Raw genomic sequence first — 16,059 nt, 5'->3', positions numbered from 1 at the left:
CAGTTGAGCCGAACTGTGTTCTACACCGCTACGAGTCTGGACGGGTTCATCGCCACTTCCGACGATTCACTAGCTTGGCTGCTGACTCGCGCCCAGGACGAGGACGGACCGCTGAACTACACCGAGTTCTTCCGCGACGTAGGGGCCATGGCGATGGGTTCCACCACCTACGAGTGGGTGATCAATCATGAGTTCAAAGACAAGGACCCAGCGGACTGGGTGTGGCCCTATTCCATTCCTGGGTGGGTGTTCACACACAGAGAACTGCCAGTAATTCCAAACTCCACCATCACTTTTGTGCGTGATGAGGTCGGCCCTGTTCATCAGCAGATGGTCGAGGCTGCAGCGGGGCAAAATGTCTGGATAGTCGGCGGGGGTGACCTGGCGGGACAGTTCGCAGACGCGGGGCTGCTCGATGAGCTCATCGTGTACCTCGCACCGGTCACCTTAGGGGCGGGCAAGCCGCTAATGCCGCGGCATCTTGAACTCAAGGTTGAGGAGGTCGGGCGCAACGGTGAGTTCGCCTGCGCCCGATACTCTGTGGTCCGCTAGCTCGTCGCGGCGATAGCGAAGGGAAGTACCGCTGCGGCGCCTGCGCGCCGCAGCGCGTATGACGCCATGGTGAAGGTCCAGCCGCTGTCGGTGACGGCGTCAATCAGCAGTATGGGTCCAGCGGGAAGGCTCGCTGGAACTTGCCACGCCTCGTAGAGACCCGCCACACGGTACGCCGAGTTCTGTGCCGAAACGCCGACATGATCGTGCCGTATAGGCAGAACGCCAAGGTTGGTGAGCTTGCCGATGTCAGCAAGATTCGCGGCGAGGGATTCCACGAGTAGGGGATGAGTCTGCGATTGCAGCGCAAGCACCGACTGGGGCCGGTCCTTCCACTGCCAGGCCTTGAGCACCGAAATGCTCGCCCGCACAACTTCATCGGGTGCGGGACAGTCAGGCTGGTCTAGAAGCGCGCGCAAACGCTGACCCCAGCCGAGATCGGTGAGCCGACCGATGGCGCGCCCGGGTTCTGGCCCTTCACTGATTTTTCCGGAAAGCGGCACGCCCAGTTTCGCCATACCCGACGGCCATTGCCGCCGCGGCGCAACGTCAACGCCCGGGCGCGATAGGCGCTCCGCGGTCGCATCCGCTGTCGACGAATCAACCTCGGCGCTGAACCGTACGCCTGCACAATTGTCACAGCGGCCGCACGGAACCGGAGCAGGACCGAGTTCAGGATCGTCGAGCTGGCGGCGAAGAAACTCCATCCGGCACATCTGCGTGGTGGCGTACTCCGTCATCGCATGCTGCTCCGCCAACCGAGCCTCGTCGAGGCGCGAGTAACGTTCACGGTCGTACGACCAGGTTTCGCCCGTCCCCGTCCAGCCACCCTTGACGCGCCGCACTGCGCCGTCGACATCGAGTACCTTGAGCACCATTTCCAGGCGGCTGCGTCCAAGGTCAACAAGAGGCTCGAGGGCCTGCGTTGACTGCGGCCGTTGGGGATCGAGCGCGCTGAGAACCTTCCGGACGACGGACTCCGCGGGAAAAGCCACCGACGCGAAGTACCGCCAGATGTCTTTGTCTTCGGGCCCCGGCAGCAGAAGGACTTCCGCCCGGCTCGCCGCGCGGCCAGCGCGGCCCACCTGCTGGTAATACGCGATCGGTGAGGACGGTGCGCCCATGTGAACCACGAAACCAAGATCCGGCTTGTCAAAGCCCATTCCGAGTGCCGACGTGGCGATGAGGGCTTTCACTTTGTTGCCAAGCAGTTCTCCTTCGAGCACTTCACGTTCCGCGGCGTCCGTCCTTCCGGTGTATGCCGCAACTTCGTAACCATGCTCCTTAAGGAGCGCAGCGAGATCCTCCGCTGCTGACACAGTGAGGGTGTAGATGATCCCGCTGCCCGGGAGCTCCCTTAAGTGTTCCGCCAGCCAGGCCGCGCGCTTGCTGCCCGCACCAAGATTGAGGACGGTCAGGTGCAAAGATTCTCGGTCGAGACCGCCACGAAGCACCAGTGTCGCTCCATCCGCGCCCACACCCAACTGCTCCGCAATGTCGGTGACGACCCGGTTGTTGGCTGTCGCGGTGGTCGCCAGAACCGGCGTTCCCGGTCGAAGGTCACCCAGGAGACTACGGATGCGACGGTAATCGGGGCGGAAGTCGTGCCCCCAGTCGGAGACACAGTGCGCCTCGTCGACCACAACCATTCCCGCGTCGCCAGCAAGATGGGGGAGCACTTGATCCCGAAAGTCAGGGTTGTTCAGCCGCTCCGGACTCACTAGGAGCACGTCGAGTTCGCCCGCGGCCACCTGGGCATGAATGCCCTCCCACTCCGTCACGTTGCCCGAGTTAATCGTGGCGGCAACTACGCCGGCACGTTCGGCGGCGGAAACCTGGTTGCGCATCAGCGCGAGCAACGGCGACACAATCACGGTCGGTCCCTTGCCTTCAGCACGGAGCAGCTTCGCGGCGATGAAATACACCGCTGACTTCCCCCAGCCTGTCCGCTGAACCACGAGGGCACGGCGCTGCTGGGCGACGAGCGCCTCGATCGCGGTCCATTGATCATCGCGCAGTACGGCACCTGTACCAGCGAGCTCGCTGAGCAGATTCTGCGCGCGTGATCTCAGGTCGGGGGCAAGCACATCAGACATCACCCCATACTGCCTGACGCCTGTGACAAGTTCGGTCCCCTTATTCAGCCCAGCGGGGTTCTGCCGTAAACGAGGCGGAGAGCCACAGATCGTAGCCAAGATCAGCGAGCTCGTCGGTGATCTCCTGACGGATTCCGTCCAGCGCTTCGACACTCCGAGCGGGAGTGTCAGGACCCACCACGAAATCGACCTCGATCACGAGTTGACCACCCACCTTCGCGCTCCGCAGAAACGTGTCCGCAAAGCCGTGCCGTCGTTCTAGCGAGTCGACGCACTCGCGTACCCGCGTCTCCAGTTCCGCGGGAGGCGGCATCAGAAGGACCTCGCGGAAACCTTGGATGAGCAGCCGGACCGGCATCGCGAGAAACAGCAGGCAGACCATAGCGACCATCGCGGGATCGACATAGGCGGCGACAGCATCGTTGCCTTGACGCTGGAGCACAAACGCAACGATGAAGCCGATAAGCACGCCGGCGCTGAGCACGGTGTCCATCAGCCATTGGGTTGTTTCGGCGCGCACCAAGTCGGATCGTACGGTGCGCTGCTTGCGATGGAGATACGCGGTTATCAGGCCGCAGCCAACGGTTGCTGCCGCGGCGTAGACGACGGCCCATCCTGCGTCTACCTCCCGGCCACCGCTGAGCAGATCCATCACGGCAACGGTGAGCGCGTAAACGCACAGCGCGCCGATAGCGACCGCTTTGACGATGATGGTCAGCGGCTCCAGGACATCGCGGCCGAACGGAAAGTGTTTGCTTTCGCCCTTGCGGATGATCCGGTGCGCCAGCAGCGAGAGAAGTGACAGCAAGACGCTGATAAATGAGTAGAGCCCATCGAATACGATCATCTGGGACTGGACCGCGAGGCCCCAGCCGATGGCGAGGACCGCCCAGAACAGTGCAGCCCAGACTGACAGCAGGATCAAACGGCCGACGGTGCGCGAGTTATTCATCGCCGCTCAGATTAGCCGCGCGCGACCGCAGACCGGAAACGCTCCTCAATAACTCGATGCCGGGGGAGGCCTCTCGGGGGTACGGTCGACGCAAGGTCACGTCAGGTTCACTTGGAGGTACTCGCAGATGGCGCACGCACTGGTGCTCGGTGGCGGATTTGGCGGGATTGCTGCAGCGCATGAGCTGCGCCGCCGGCTTCCCGCCGCCGATGAGGTGACACTCATCGCCGCGAGCGACACTTTCTTTGTGGGTTTCGCCAAGCTGTGGGAGCTCGGAGGGATCCGTCCACTCGCTGATGGCACTCGACGTCTAGCAGAACTTGATTCACACGGAATCCGGTTCGTGCAGGCGGAAGTTACGTCGCTCGACGCGGGTTCGCGGACAGCCGAAACCAGTGTGGGTACCTTCACGGCAGACGGCCTCATTGTTGCGCTCGGGGCCAGCTTCCCGCCGAAACATAGACGATTCTTCGATGTGGGCGTACACAACCTCTATAGCGCGAATTCGCTCCCCGCGATCAAAGCCGCGCTTGAGGAGATGAGAAGCGGAACGATTGTCGTGAGCATCCTCGGCGCTCCCTATCTGTGTCCGCCGGCTCCTTTCGAAGCCGCCTTGATCGTCGACGAGTGGCTGCGCGAACGTGGCCGACGTGACGACATCGAGGTTGTCGTGACAACCCCGCAACCCATCACCCTTCCAGTCGCGGGACCGGACGCCAGCCATTTCCTTGCTGAGCAGCTCGGGGCACGGAACGTTACCGTGCTCACTGAACACAAAGTCGACGATGTCGACGCGGACGGCACCATAATATTCTCGAACGGAAGAACGGTCCGCTCCGATCTCACGCTCGGTGTGCCTGCGGCCTCACCGCCGGGAGTGGTCTCTCAGAGTTCTCTAGCCGGCGCGTCCGGCTACGCTGAACCAGACCGCGAGACATTCGTGACGAATGCCGACCGCGTGTACGCGGTCGGGGACTGCACCATGGTGCCCACGGCCACCGCGCAATTGCCGAAGGCGGGGGTATTCGCTGAGGCGGAAGGAAAAGTCGCGGCTGCGAACCTTGCTGCAGACCTCCATGGCGGCGAACGTGCGCGTTTCGACGGGCATGGCTATTGCTACCTCGAACTGCCCGGACGCAAGGTTGCCCGGGTTCAGGGCAACTTTTACGCCGAGCCGCGCCCTGATGTTGAGCTCAGCGCACCCGATGACGCGTCTTTTGCGGCGAAGCAGCAGTGGGAGTCCGACCGGCTCACGCAGTGGTTCGGCTAACGCATTAGTCGGGCAGCAGCGGCACGGAAATGCCCGGATCGCGTCCGAGCAGTGCGCCCCGCGTCAGCGCTGCCTTACCGAATTTGTCCCAGATGCTGTCGACCGCGCTATCGAGCTGGCCTGGCGACGGTGAGGTAACCGCACCGAACGGAAGGGCCAGCTGAGTGCCGGCCTCGTCGGCGAGGTTGCCAACTGCGACGCCGATGAGCGTGACGCCCCGCTCGGCAATAAGCTGCTGTGCCTCCGCGAGCAGTGACCGCGCCACAGCGAGCAGGACCGCTGTCTCGGATGTTGGCAGCGAAACAGTGTGAGAACGGGTGGCACGTGTGTAGTCGCCGAAACGAAGCCGCAAGACGATGGTTCGCCCAGTTCGGTGCGCGGCCCGCATCCGGCGGGCGACCCGATCGACGAGTGTAAGCAGCGCGGCATCGATGTCCTCTCGCGCGTGCTGTCCGCGTCCGATTGCCCGTTGTGCACCGATGGAACGCCTTCTGCGCCCTGTCTGGACCCGCCGCGGGTCACGTGCATGCGCTAACGCGTTCAAGTGCCGGGCACTGGCTCGGCCGAGTATCGTCGCGAGTTCCGCCTCACCCGCCCTCGCGATGTCGCCGACTGTCGTCAGACCGAACTTTCGGAGCTTGCGGGATGTCACCGCGCCGACGCCCCATAACCGCTCGATCGGCAGTGGGTGGAGGAAAGCGATTTCGGCACCGAACGGCACAACGAGGAGCCCGTCGGGTTTGGCTACGGCGCTCGCAACCTTTGCGAGAAACTTGCTCCCAGCGACACCGACGCTAATCGGTAAGCCAGCCTGTTGCCGCACATCAGTGCGCAGCCGTTCGGCGATTTCGCGGGGCGTTCCTGAGACCTTGCGGAGCCCACCCACATCGAGGAACGCCTCGTCGATGGAAATACCCTCAACGAGGGGAGTGGTATCGCGGAAGATCTGGAAAACCACACGACTGGCGTCGGCGTACGCAGACATCCGGGGAGGGACGACGATCGCCTGAGGGCACAGTCTCCGTGCCTGAGCGCCACTCATTGCCGTGCGGACCCCGAACGCTTTCGCCTCATAGCTCGCTGCGAGGACAACACCCCCACCCACGATCACGGGGAGACCGCGCAGCCGGTGGTTGTCGCGCTGCTCGACCGAGGCGTAGAACGAATCGAGGTCAGCGTGAAGAATAGTCGGATCCCCACTGGACACGAACATATGTTCGCATGGGGGTATGACAGATTCTGCGCTTCCGCACTACACGAGATCCAGATTTGCGAGTAGGTACAAAACGAACATTCCACACTGAGGCCTGTCCATTTTGTACATGCTGACTAACTTATTTCCGGGCCCTCAGAGGTCGAGGTGGACCCTTAGTGCCCGTTCGATCTCGCTGAGCACCCGCTTTGGGACCGTGCCCGTGCGCTCTCCGACCCGTGTCACCGAAATGGATCGGACTTGGTCACAGTGAGCCTTGAAGTCCCGCGGGAACCCCGCGTCCCCGGCCGGAATCAGCACGTGGAACGAATCGAAACGCCGTACGTCCCCTGAGATGGGCACGACTGTCACGAGCCCCCGCTCCAGCCTTTCCGCGGCGCGGTTGGCCCGGTCATTGCTCACGATGATGGCTGACCTGGTCAGGTCCTTCGCGCCACCTGGCGTACTGAAGTCCACGTCGTGCACCTCACCGCGCCTCACTTTGACAGTCCATCCGCGATCGCCAGTTCCCATACGGCTGCGTCGCTGGCGTCCGACCAACTCTCCAGCGCAACTCGGTACGCGTCCTCGAGCCGGTTATCGCGCAGTGCCTGGATCGCAGCACGCAAGCCGTCGTTCCGCGATTCCAGCCCAGTTCGGCGCACATAATCATCAAGGGTTCTGACATCCTCCCGAGGGAGCGTCACGAGAAACTTCATAGGGCCCAATGCTACGAGGAAAATTCGTAGACTCAATTCATGGTGGATCCAGCTCTGCGCCAGATTCCCGACGGGATGGTCGACATCACTGCACCGCGGGAGATCGACGGATTGTCATACATAGATCCGGACGACCCGGCTATGCCAATGTATCGAGTCATCGCGAACAACCGGCAGCCAGTCGCGCTGCGGGACATGATGATCAGGCCTGTCCGAACTGGTTACATCGGCACTGGTGCGCCGAAGCCAGACCCAGAACTCGTGCCGCCCACAGGAGAGGAAGCAGTCCCGGGCGTCGACGTTTCCGAGGTCTACATCCCAATCGAAGGAGGCGTGGCTCGCTGTCAGCTTTACCGGCCAGAGAGCGCGCCGCCAGACGCCACCCTCCCGGTAATCGTGTACTACCACGGCGGCGGTTTCACAGTCGGTTCCTCAGAGGACACCGACTTCATCGCGCGGAAGCTCTCCTACAGCAACGATGCGCTGGTGGTCTCTGCGAACTACAGGCTGGCCCCCGAATTCCCCTTCCCGGCACCGTTCGACGATGCGATGGGGGTGTACAACTGGGTGGCCGACAACGCCGCGCGGCTCGGAGGTGACGCGCGACGGATCGCGGTGGGCGGTGACTCAGCAGGGTCGAATTTCGCCGCCGCGGTACCACTGCGGGCGCGCGACGAAGGGGTCCGGGTTCCCGATGCTGTGATTTTGCTCGGGGCGTTCACCGATTTCCACGGCGAGCGGTGGGAGTCATTCATGCGCATGGCGCCGCGCGGCATCGTCTACGACTCTGCGTTCTTCGGATTCATACGGGGCGCGTACCTACCGAACACGGCGTGGTCCCACCCCTGGGCTAGCCCGATCGAAGGCGACCTCACCGGCTACCCGCTTGCGATCGTCGCTACTGGGACGCATGACCCGATCGTCGACTCGGCGCGCGCCTTCGGCGACCGCATCCGCTCGCACGGCGGGCGGGTGGTGGAGTATTACCCCGAAGGTATGCCCCACGGTTTCTACTTCTTCCCCGGTGTGCACGCGGAAGAAGCAGTCGCATTCCGCATTGTTGCGGAAACTCTGCGGCCCCTGCTCTGGGATGAGGAGACGTAACCCTCACCAGCCTCAGCAGCCGTACCAGCCGCGCAGCTATCCGCGCGGGAACTTCGGGTACAGCACACCGGTTATGTGCTGCACGACGCGCACAACCTGGCTGGAGTAACCGAATTCGTTGTCGTACCAGAGGTACACGACGGCATGGTTTCCATTGACGATCGTTGCCTCGGCGTCGACGACGCACGCTGCTCGTGAGCCTACGAAGTCAGTCGACACCGTTTCAGGTGACGCGATGAAATCGATCTGGCGCTGCAGCGGCGACGTCAGAGAAACCTCACGCAGGTGAGTCACGAGCTCGTCGCGGGTCGTTTCCTTGTCCAGTGTCAAGTTGAGGATCGCGATCGAGACGTCGGGCGTAGGCACCCGAATCGATGAGCCGGTGAGCTTTCCGCCAAGTTCGGGGAGGGCCTTGGCGACGGCGGAGGCGGCACCAGTCTCGGTGAGCACCATGTTGAGCGGTGCCGAACGGCCACGCCGGTTGCCTTTGTGAAAGTTGTCGAGGAGATTCTGGTCGTTCGTGAACGAGTGGACGGTCTCGACATGGCAATAGTTAACGCCGTATTCGTCGTTGATCACCTTGAGTGCAGGCGCAATGGCGTTGGTGGTGCAGCTCGCGCAGGAGATGATCTGATCGCTGTCCTCGATCACGTTGTGGTTCACACCGTGGACGATGTTCTTCACATCGCCCTTTCCTGGCGCGGTCAGGACGACTTTGGCCACGCCCGGGCGCAGGTGTTGCGACAGGCCAGCGCGGTCCCGCCACTTACCAGTGTTGTCGATAAGGACAGCATCGTTGATGCCGTAGGTGGTGTAGTCGATGGTGGTGGGATCGTCGCTGTAGATGACCTTGATTTCGTTGCCGTTCGCGACGATTGTTTCGTTGGCTTCATCGACGTGGATGGAGCCGTTGAAGTGCCCGTGCACCGAGTCTCGCCGCAACAGAGAGGCGCGCTTGACCAGGTCGTTGGCGCCACCTTTGCGGATGACGATTGCTTTCAGGCGGAGGCCGTTCCCGGATCCCGACTTCTCGATCAGAAGCCGCGCAAGCAGCCGTCCGATACGGCCGAAGCCGTAGAGAACGACATCTTGTGGCGAACCGTCGTGGACATTCTCGGAAGCGAGCGCACCTGCGACTGCCTGTCGGGTGAACTCATCAATGGACAGGCCTTTAGGGTCCTTCTTGTACGACATCGCGAGGTGACCGATGTCGATGCGTGACGGTCCAAGATCAAGTTCAGCGATCGTCTTCAGAATAGGGAAGCTGTCTTCGATGGCTAGTTCGGCATCTTCGATCTGACGAACGAAACGGTGTGTTTTGAGAATGCCGACAGCGGACTTGTTCACCAGGGACCGGCTATGCACGAGGATGGTGACGTCCTTGCGCCGATACAGCTGGCCAATGATGGGGATCATTGCTTCAGCGAGCTCTTCGCGGTGCTGCCAGACTCCGAATGCATCGTCAGTCACTAGTGGTCCTCCATCGTGAACGTCCATACACCGGCGCGATGACCGGCGCACACTCCGGAGAAGAGCGTACTTGAGCGGAATAGACGGACGTATCAGCGGATGTCCGATTTGTAACTGCGGTCACACGGCGCTGTCGCTGGACCCCGTCAGGGCCCGCCGGATCAGCGCTTCGACACTCTCCCGGGTGGGCGCTTCGTCGGAGAGCACGACCTGCATCAACAGTCCGCACAGCAGCACACCAAGCATGTGGCCCGCGACTGGGTCAGTTCGGCGGGACAGGACCTCTGCAAGTGCATTGTCCCAGGCCACTGCCGCCGCACGCAGATGTGGGCGGTGTAGTGCGAGTGCGTAGAGATTGTATTCAGCCATTGTGTCGCTGCGTGTTTCACTGACGGATCGCACGACGAACTCGGACAACGCGTGCGCGATGTCGGCATCCGGGTCCAGTGATTCCTCCCACGCGCGGAGCGCTGCGACGCTGCGCTCAGCCGCTTTTGTCAGGGCGGCGGCGAGCAAGTCATCGAGGGTGGCGAAGTGATAGGTAGTCGAGCCTAGAGGCACTTCGGCGGCCGCGGCGACGCGGCGGTGTGTGAGCGCGCTGACACCCTGCTCGGTGAGCACGACGATCGCCGCCTCGACGATCCGGTCCCGTCGGTCAGGATCCGTGGGTCCGCGCTGCCTCCGCGCGGGTACGGGTCTCACTCGCTGCACATTCCTAAAGTATCTCGGGAAGAGTATGGACGCCAGTACACAAAAGCGTGTACGTTTGTCCACATCGGGTGTGATGCACGTCACCATGGGAAAGGGTCTCGCCATATGAACGACCTCTATATCGAAGGACGCTGGGTTTCTCCCGCGCAGACCTCGCGTGGCCGAACAATCATTAACCCCGCAGACGGCAGCGAGCTCACCACAGTAGATGAAGCCGCGCCCGACGACGTCGATCGCGCGGTGCGCGCCGCGCGGAAGGCCTTCGACGACGGCTCCTGGCGAGAAACTCCCGCGCGCGAACGTGGCGAGATTGTGAGAACAGTAGCGACCCTGCTCGAGCGGGACAAGGAAAAAATCGCACACACTGAAAGCCTGGATACCGGCAAAACCGTTCCGGAAGCACGCATCGACATCGACGACGTAGCGGCAGTCTTCCGCTACTACGCCAACCTGGCAGACACCGACGGTGGGCGCATTGTCGACGCAGGCAGCAGCGAGGTCGTAAGCCGGGTGGTGTACGAGCCGGTTGGAGTGTGTTCGCTGATCGCGCCGTGGAACTACCCGCTGCTGCAGATGTCCTGGAAGCTTGCCCCGGCACTGGTTGCGGGAAACACCACCGTGATCAAGCCGAGCGAGGTAACGCCACTTTCCACGATCCACCTCGTCAAGCTGCTCGACGAAGCTGGCGTTCCCGGCGGCGTCGTGAATCTGGTACTCGGAGGCGGCCCAGAGGTCGGTGCAGCCATGGTGAGTCACCCCGGTGTTGATCTCGTCTCGTTCACGGGCGGGCTCGCCACCGGCAAGCGAATCATGGCCGCGGCAGCCGAAGGCGTGAAGAAAGTGGCACTCGAACTCGGCGGTAAGAACCCCAACGTCGTCTTCGCCGACGTCGATCTCGACACCGCTGTCGACTACGCACTTGCCGCGGCGTTCTTCCACTCCGGTCAGGTGTGTTCGGCAGGATCACGGCTGATTGTCGAAGATGCCATCCATGACGAATTCGTGGCCGAGCTTGGGCGACGGGCCGATCTGATCCGTCTCGGCGATGGTCTCGACCCCGAAAGTGAATGCGGACCACTCGTGTCCGCGGAGCACCGGGACAAAGTCGAGGCCTACATTGCAACGGCGAAATCCGAGGGCGCACGGCTCGTCGCGGGAGGTTCCCGCCCCACAGATGCGGGACTCCAGGACGGCTATTTTCTCCGTCCCACAGTGTTCGCCGACTGCACCCGGGACATGACAATCGTCCGCGAAGAAGTATTTGGGCCCGTCGTGAGTGTCGAGCGCTTCGCCACTGAGGCCGAAGCGGTCCGCCTCGCGAACGATACTGAATACGGCCTCGCCGGAGCCGTGTGGACGAATGATGCGTCGCGTGCCCAGCGCGTCGCCGCAGCCCTCCGCCACGGCACAGTGTGGATCAACGACTACCACCCGTACGTACCGCAAGCCGAGTGGGGCGGATTCGGCAAGTCCGGGATCGGACGTGAACTCGGCCCGAGCGGCCTCGACGAATACCGCGAATCGAAGCACATTTATCACAACATCGCCCCGGCACCGATGCGCTGGTTCAAGGGCGGCACAGGAGGTAACCCGTGACCAGCAAGCGCTACGACTACATCATCGTCGGGGGAGGCTCCGCTGGGTGTGTCCTTGCAAACAGGCTTTCCGAGGATCCTTCGAACGAGGTCCTTGTGCTTGAAGCGGGCCGCCGGGACTGGAGCTGGGACCTCTTCATCCACATGCCAGCCGCTCTGACCATGGTGATCGGCAACCGAATGTACGACTGGTGCTACGAGTCTGAGCCCGAGCCGCACATGGGTGGAAGGCGCGTTTCGCACGGGCGCGGCAAAGTGCTTGGCGGATCGAGCTCTATCAACGGCATGATCTTTCAGCGGGGCAACCCGATGGACCTGGAACGCTGGGCATCAGACCCCGGAATGGAAAACTGGGACTACGCGCACTGCCTTCCCTACTTCAAGCGTATGGAACACTGCGCCGCGGGTGCCGACGAGTGGCGTGGCCAGGGCGGACCATTGTGGCTTGAACGCGGCCCCGCGAAGAACCCGCTCTTCAGCGCGTTCCTCGAAGCCGCCCAGGAAGCGGGGTACCCACTGACGTCCGATGTGAACGGATTCCGTCAAGAAGGGTTCGCGCGATTCGACCGCAATATCAAGAACGGCCGCCGCTGGTCCTCAGCCCGCGCCTACTACCACCCGGTGAAGTCACGTCCGAATCTGACGCTGCGCACGCTCTCCCAAGTTAATCGGGTGCTGTTCGACGGTAAGCGCGCCGTGGGTGTGGAATACAAGCGGGCAGGCGGCCCGCGCCGGGCCGCCTATGGCGGGGAAGTCATTCTGTCAGGCGGCGCAATCAATACGCCGCAACTGTTGCAGCTATCTGGTGTCGGCAACCCTCAAGACATCGAGTCGCACGGCATCACGATGGTGCACAACCTGCCTGGTGTGGGAGAAAATCTGCAGGATCATCTTGAGGTGTACGTTCAGCACGCCTGTACAAAACCCATCTCGTTCAACCCAGTTCTCAAGGTCCGGAGTCGGCCCAAGGTCGGGGCGCAGTGGATGTTTGGGAAGAAGGGCCCCGCCGCAACGAACCATTTCGAAGCGGGTGGCTTCGTCCGCGGCAACGATGTCGTCGATTACCCGAACCTCATGTTCCATTTCTTGCCGATCGCCGTGCGCTACGACGGGACGGCCGTCAACGCGGAGCATGGGTACCAGGTACACATCGGGCCAATGTATTCCGATGTGCGGGGCAGCGTGAAGATCAAATCTGCTGATCCCAAACAACATCCCGCATTGCGGTTCAATTACTTGTCAACCGAGAACGATCGCAAGGAATGGATCGAAGCGATCCGGGTCGCTCGCGACATCCTCAAACAGCCCGCCTTCGCGGAGTACGACGGCGGGGAACTCTCACCGGGTCTGGAGGTGCAGTCGGACGAGGAAATCCTCGACTGGGTCGCCCGCGACGCGGAAACGGCATATCACCCCTCGTGTACAGCACGTATGGGTGTCGACGAGATGTCTGTTGTGGACCCGAATTCGATGAAGGTGCACGGACTCGACGGTCTTCGCGTCGTGGACGCGTCCGCAATGCCGTATCTCACGAACGGCAATATCTACGCCCCGGTGATGATGCTGGCTGAGAAAGCTGCCGACCTGATTCTCGGAAACGCTCCGTTAGCGCCGTCAACGGCAAAGTACTACCGATACCGCGATCAGGAAGGGTGAGTCCAGTGGTGGCCGCAGAAGACAGTGCCCAGACCGATGCCGCGCAGAGCACCGATCGCAACCGTATCAATCCCGTGGTTTTCTTTGGTTCGTCCGCATTGATCATCGCCTTGTCCGTGTGGGCGATCATCACACCAGACGGCGCCGCGAACGCTATCGGCACTGTCGTGGGGTGGATCTCCACCGGCTTTGGCTGGTATTACTTCCTCGCTGCGACTCTGTTCTTGATCTTCGTCGTGTATATCGCGCTGTCGCGTTACGGAACTGTCAAGCTCGGCCCGCAACATTCGCGCCCCGCTTACAGCATCTTCGCATGGGGGGCGATGCTTTTCGCTGCGGGAATTGGCATCGACCTGATGTTCTTCTCGGTCGCCGGACCAGTAACTCACTACCTCGCCCCACCCGAGGGCGACCCGGAGACTATCGAAGCTGCACGGCAAGCGATCGCCTGGACACTCTTCCACTACGGCATCACCGGGTGGGCCATGTACGCTCTGATGGGCATGGCGCTCGGCTACTTTGCCTTCCGGTACCGCCTGCCACTTTCGATCCGGTCCGCTTTGTACCCCATCGTCGGGAAACGTATTTACGGCGGCATCGGCAACACAGTCGATCTCGCCGCCGTCATCGGCACGATCTTCGGAATTGCTGTGTCGCTCGGGATCGGCGTTATCCAGCTGAACTTCGGGCTGAACTTCATGTTCGACATTCCGATAGGCACAGCCGCTCAGATCGGGCTGATCGTTGTCGCGGTACTCATGGCGACAGCGTCCGCAGTCGCCGGAGTGGACAAAGGAATCCGGCGATTGTCGGAACTCAATGTCATCCTGGCCATCGGTCTCATGCTCTATATAGTGATTTGGGACGACCCAATCCGGCTCCTCAATTCCTGGGTGCTCAACATCGGCGACTACGTTAGCCGTTTCCCCGGAATGACACTGAACACCTTCGCATATGAACAGCCGACCGAATGGCTCGGCGATTGGACACTTTTCTTCTGGGCGTGGTGGATCGCTTGGGCACCCTTTGTCGGGCTCTTCTTAGCGCGAATTTCCCGGGGCCGCACGATCCGGCAATTCGTCGCAGCCACCCTGATCATCCCGTTCCTGTTCACGCTGACGTTTCTGTCGATTTTCGGGAACACTGCACTCGGTCTCATCCGGGGCGGGAATGCTGAGTTCGGGGAGACAGCAATGAATGCACCCGAGGAGGGCTTCTACACACTGCTCGCACAGTATCCCGGCGTGACTTTTAGCGCTGGCCTCGCGACCTTCGTTGGGTTGTTGTTCTATGTGACGTCGGCGGACTCAGGCGCGCTCGTCATGGGAAACTTCACATCGCGCCTCGCCACGCCAACGACGGATGCGTCCCGCTGGGTCCGGATATTCTGGGCAGCGGCAACAGGGCTGCTGACGATGGCCATGCTCCTGGTGGGCGGCCTAGGCGCATTGACGAGCGCGACAATCATCATGGGCCTGCCGTTCTCTTTCGTGATGTTCCTGGTCATGTGGGGGCTCTACAAAGCGCTTCGGGTGGAACGTCTGCGGGAGGACGCCGCGCGCGCCAGCATGTCTGCATCCCTGTCCGAGAGGACCGGCGGAGAACCGCTCGGGCCTGGACGCACGTGGCGTCAGCGCATTGCAAGGGCGATGACCTACCCAGGCAGGCGTGCGGTCGATCGATTCATCGAGGAATCGGCACGTCCTGCATTTGCGGATGTGGCAGAGGAAATCCGCACCCAGGGCGGGGATGCGACAGTGCTCGAAGAGCCTGTGAAGCCTTTTGATGTTCCCCATCTCGAACTGAGAGTGTCCATGGGTCAGGAGGAGGATTTCGCCTACTGCATCTGGCCGGAGGAGCACCCCACACCGTCCATCGCGCCGCTCGCCGTAGGAGCTGTGGGTGCAACCGAAACCACGTATTACCGATTCGGTGTGTACCTCAACGAAGGCAGCCAGGGGTACGACGTGATGGGATACAGCAGAGCACAGCTCATTGGTGACATTCTCGACCAGTACGAACGTCACCTTGAGTTCCTGCGCCTGCACCGTGAGTCGGCGAACGCATCAGTTCTCCCCGAGCATGGATTGCCCGCGTCTGACGCACGCCCAGACGATCAACCCATTTAGGCAAGCCCATTTAGCCAAGCCCAATTAGGCAAGCCCGGAGGAAGTACCCCAGAATTAGGGTCCCACCGCGATCTTGACCCCATGATCACCTGCGGCGGATACTGGTGGGAGCGGGTGGAGCCGCTCGCCGGCTGTCCCATCCGCTGCCGAGGCGCAGGGGTTGGTTATGAAGATGCGCAGGATCGCGGCAGCTGCCGCAGGCGTAATGATGGCGCTCGTGGTCGGGTTCGGGACGACAGCAACAGCACAGGTTCCGCAGGTCAGCTGGACACCATGCGTGTCCTATGCGAAAGCCTGCGTGCAGCTGTCTACGAACCAGGCGTGGCTGATGAACAACGGCTGGGTGACCTATGGTCCGACTCCCATCCGCCACGGCAAACCCGGTTATGAGACGCCACCGGGCATATTCAATGTCACGTTCAAGAACATCAATCACTGGAGCACGATTTACGACGCGCCGATGCCGTACTCAGTCTTCTTCAACGGCGGTATCGCGTTCCATCAAGGCTCACTTGATTCAGGGTCTGGTGGCTGCGTTCGTATGACTATGGAGGCGGCACAAACCTTCTACTACACTCTTCAGCCTGGTGACGTGGTACACGTGGTGTGGTGA

At 61.8% G+C, this 16,059-nt stretch carries 14 protein-coding genes; 7 read left to right on the top strand and 7 right to left on the bottom strand.

Going from position 1 to position 16,059, the window contains the following annotated elements; all coding sequences use genetic code 11:
- Positions 1-3: 3 nt before the first annotated feature.
- Positions 4-552, top strand: coding sequence for a dihydrofolate reductase family protein (locus AS9A_RS11945; RefSeq protein WP_041451053.1), 549 nt, complete (start codon positions 4-6; stop codon positions 550-552).
- On the opposite strand, the gene AS9A_RS11940 is transcribed toward AS9A_RS11945, so the two are convergent.
- The gene (locus AS9A_RS11940) at positions 549-2,648 is read right to left on the bottom strand and encodes a RecQ family ATP-dependent DNA helicase (protein WP_041451052.1); all 2,100 of its coding nucleotides are present in this window, start codon (positions 2,646-2,648) and stop codon (positions 549-551) included. The two genes, AS9A_RS11945 and AS9A_RS11940, sit on opposite strands and share 4 nt — an antisense overlap.
- Positions 2,649-2,688: 40 nt before the next feature.
- Positions 2,689-3,600, bottom strand: coding sequence for a cation diffusion facilitator family transporter (locus tag AS9A_RS11935; RefSeq protein WP_013807274.1), 912 nt, complete (start codon positions 3,598-3,600; stop codon positions 2,689-2,691).
- 127 nt (positions 3,601-3,727) lie between these two features.
- Here AS9A_RS11935 and AS9A_RS11930 point away from each other — a divergent pair, with 127 nt between their 5' ends.
- The gene (locus AS9A_RS11930; protein WP_013807273.1) at positions 3,728-4,870 is read left to right on the top strand and encodes an NAD(P)/FAD-dependent oxidoreductase; all 1,143 of its coding nucleotides are present in this window, start codon (positions 3,728-3,730) and stop codon (positions 4,868-4,870) included.
- A gap of 4 nt (positions 4,871-4,874) precedes the next feature.
- Here AS9A_RS11930 and dinB read toward each other — a convergent pair whose 3' ends face one another.
- The 3 genes from dinB to AS9A_RS11915 all read right to left on the bottom strand — a co-directional run bounded on the left by dinB (position 4,875) and on the right by AS9A_RS11915 (position 6,781).
- The gene (gene dinB, locus AS9A_RS11925) at positions 4,875-6,083 is read right to left on the bottom strand and encodes a DNA polymerase IV (RefSeq protein ID WP_013807272.1); all 1,209 of its coding nucleotides are present in this window, start codon (positions 6,081-6,083) and stop codon (positions 4,875-4,877) included.
- A 135-nt stretch (positions 6,084-6,218) separates the two neighbouring features.
- Positions 6,219-6,596, bottom strand: coding sequence for a type II toxin-antitoxin system PemK/MazF family toxin (locus AS9A_RS11920; protein WP_083826534.1), 378 nt, complete (start codon positions 6,594-6,596; stop codon positions 6,219-6,221).
- Complete coding sequence (locus AS9A_RS11915) at positions 6,560-6,781, bottom strand: ribbon-helix-helix domain-containing protein (RefSeq protein WP_041451050.1); 222 nt, start codon at positions 6,779-6,781, stop codon at positions 6,560-6,562. The genes AS9A_RS11920 and AS9A_RS11915 overlap by 37 nt, the downstream gene beginning before the upstream one ends.
- Before the next feature lie 39 nt (positions 6,782-6,820).
- Between AS9A_RS11915 and AS9A_RS11910 the strand changes: the two genes are divergently transcribed.
- Positions 6,821-7,885 carry an alpha/beta hydrolase gene (locus AS9A_RS11910; protein ID WP_013807269.1) on the top strand — a complete coding sequence of 355 codons (1,065 nt, stop codon included), beginning with the start codon at positions 6,821-6,823 and terminating at the stop codon, positions 7,883-7,885.
- A gap of 36 nt (positions 7,886-7,921) precedes the next feature.
- Here AS9A_RS11910 and AS9A_RS11905 read toward each other — a convergent pair whose 3' ends face one another.
- Positions 7,922-9,382, bottom strand: coding sequence for a glyceraldehyde-3-phosphate dehydrogenase (locus AS9A_RS11905; protein WP_041451049.1), 1,461 nt, complete (start codon positions 9,380-9,382; stop codon positions 7,922-7,924).
- A gap of 93 nt (positions 9,383-9,475) precedes the next feature.
- The gene (locus AS9A_RS11900) at positions 9,476-10,057 is read right to left on the bottom strand and encodes a TetR/AcrR family transcriptional regulator (RefSeq protein WP_013807267.1); all 582 of its coding nucleotides are present in this window, start codon (positions 10,055-10,057) and stop codon (positions 9,476-9,478) included.
- A gap of 114 nt (positions 10,058-10,171) precedes the next feature.
- Here AS9A_RS11900 and AS9A_RS11895 point away from each other — a divergent pair, with 114 nt between their 5' ends.
- From AS9A_RS11895 to AS9A_RS11880, 4 genes are all read left to right on the top strand, one after another.
- Positions 10,172-11,662 carry an aldehyde dehydrogenase family protein gene (locus tag AS9A_RS11895; RefSeq protein ID WP_013807266.1) on the top strand — a complete coding sequence of 497 codons (1,491 nt, stop codon included), beginning with the start codon at positions 10,172-10,174 and terminating at the stop codon, positions 11,660-11,662.
- Positions 11,659-13,317 carry a choline dehydrogenase gene (betA, locus tag AS9A_RS11890; RefSeq protein ID WP_013807265.1) on the top strand — a complete coding sequence of 553 codons (1,659 nt, stop codon included), beginning with the start codon at positions 11,659-11,661 and terminating at the stop codon, positions 13,315-13,317. The genes AS9A_RS11895 and betA overlap by 4 nt, the downstream gene beginning before the upstream one ends.
- A gap of 5 nt (positions 13,318-13,322) precedes the next feature.
- Positions 13,323-15,446, top strand: a complete 2,124-nt coding sequence (gene betT / locus AS9A_RS11885; protein ID WP_013807264.1) for a choline BCCT transporter BetT — start codon at positions 13,323-13,325, stop codon at positions 15,444-15,446.
- A 166-nt stretch (positions 15,447-15,612) separates the two neighbouring features.
- On the top strand, positions 15,613-16,059 hold the full coding sequence (locus AS9A_RS11880; protein WP_013807263.1) for a L,D-transpeptidase: 447 nt from the start codon (positions 15,613-15,615) through the stop codon (positions 16,057-16,059).

This window comes from Hoyosella subflava DQS3-9A1 (assembly GCF_000214175.1).
GTDB lineage: Bacteria > Actinomycetota > Actinomycetes > Mycobacteriales > Mycobacteriaceae > Hoyosella > Hoyosella subflava.
Note: the sequence above shows the minus strand (reverse complement) of the source record. Positions and strands in the feature narration are given on the sequence as shown.

Coding starts and splice junctions, on each gene's coding strand:
- AS9A_RS11940 (WP_041451052.1), bottom strand. CDS start 2,648: ATGTCTGATGTGCTTGCCCCCGACCTGAGATCACGCGCGCAGAATCTG.
- AS9A_RS11935 (WP_013807274.1), bottom strand. CDS start 3,600: ATGAATAACTCGCGCACCGTCGGCCGTTTGATCCTGCTGTCAGTCTGG.
- AS9A_RS11930 (WP_013807273.1), top strand. CDS start 3,728: ATGGCGCACGCACTGGTGCTCGGTGGCGGATTTGGCGGGATTGCTGCA.
- dinB (WP_013807272.1), bottom strand. CDS start 6,083: ATGTTCGTGTCCAGTGGGGATCCGACTATTCTTCACGCTGACCTCGAT.
- AS9A_RS11920 (WP_083826534.1), bottom strand. CDS start 6,596: ATGGGAACTGGCGATCGCGGATGGACTGTCAAAGTGAGGCGCGGTGAG.
- AS9A_RS11915 (WP_041451050.1), bottom strand. CDS start 6,781: ATGAAGTTTCTCGTGACGCTCCCTCGGGAGGATGTCAGAACCCTTGAT.
- AS9A_RS11910 (WP_013807269.1), top strand. CDS start 6,821: ATGGTGGATCCAGCTCTGCGCCAGATTCCCGACGGGATGGTCGACATC.
- AS9A_RS11905 (WP_041451049.1), bottom strand. CDS start 9,382: ATGGACGTTCACGATGGAGGACCACTAGTGACTGACGATGCATTCGGA.
- AS9A_RS11895 (WP_013807266.1), top strand. CDS start 10,172: ATGAACGACCTCTATATCGAAGGACGCTGGGTTTCTCCCGCGCAGACC.
- AS9A_RS11880 (WP_013807263.1), top strand. CDS start 15,613: ATGAAGATGCGCAGGATCGCGGCAGCTGCCGCAGGCGTAATGATGGCG.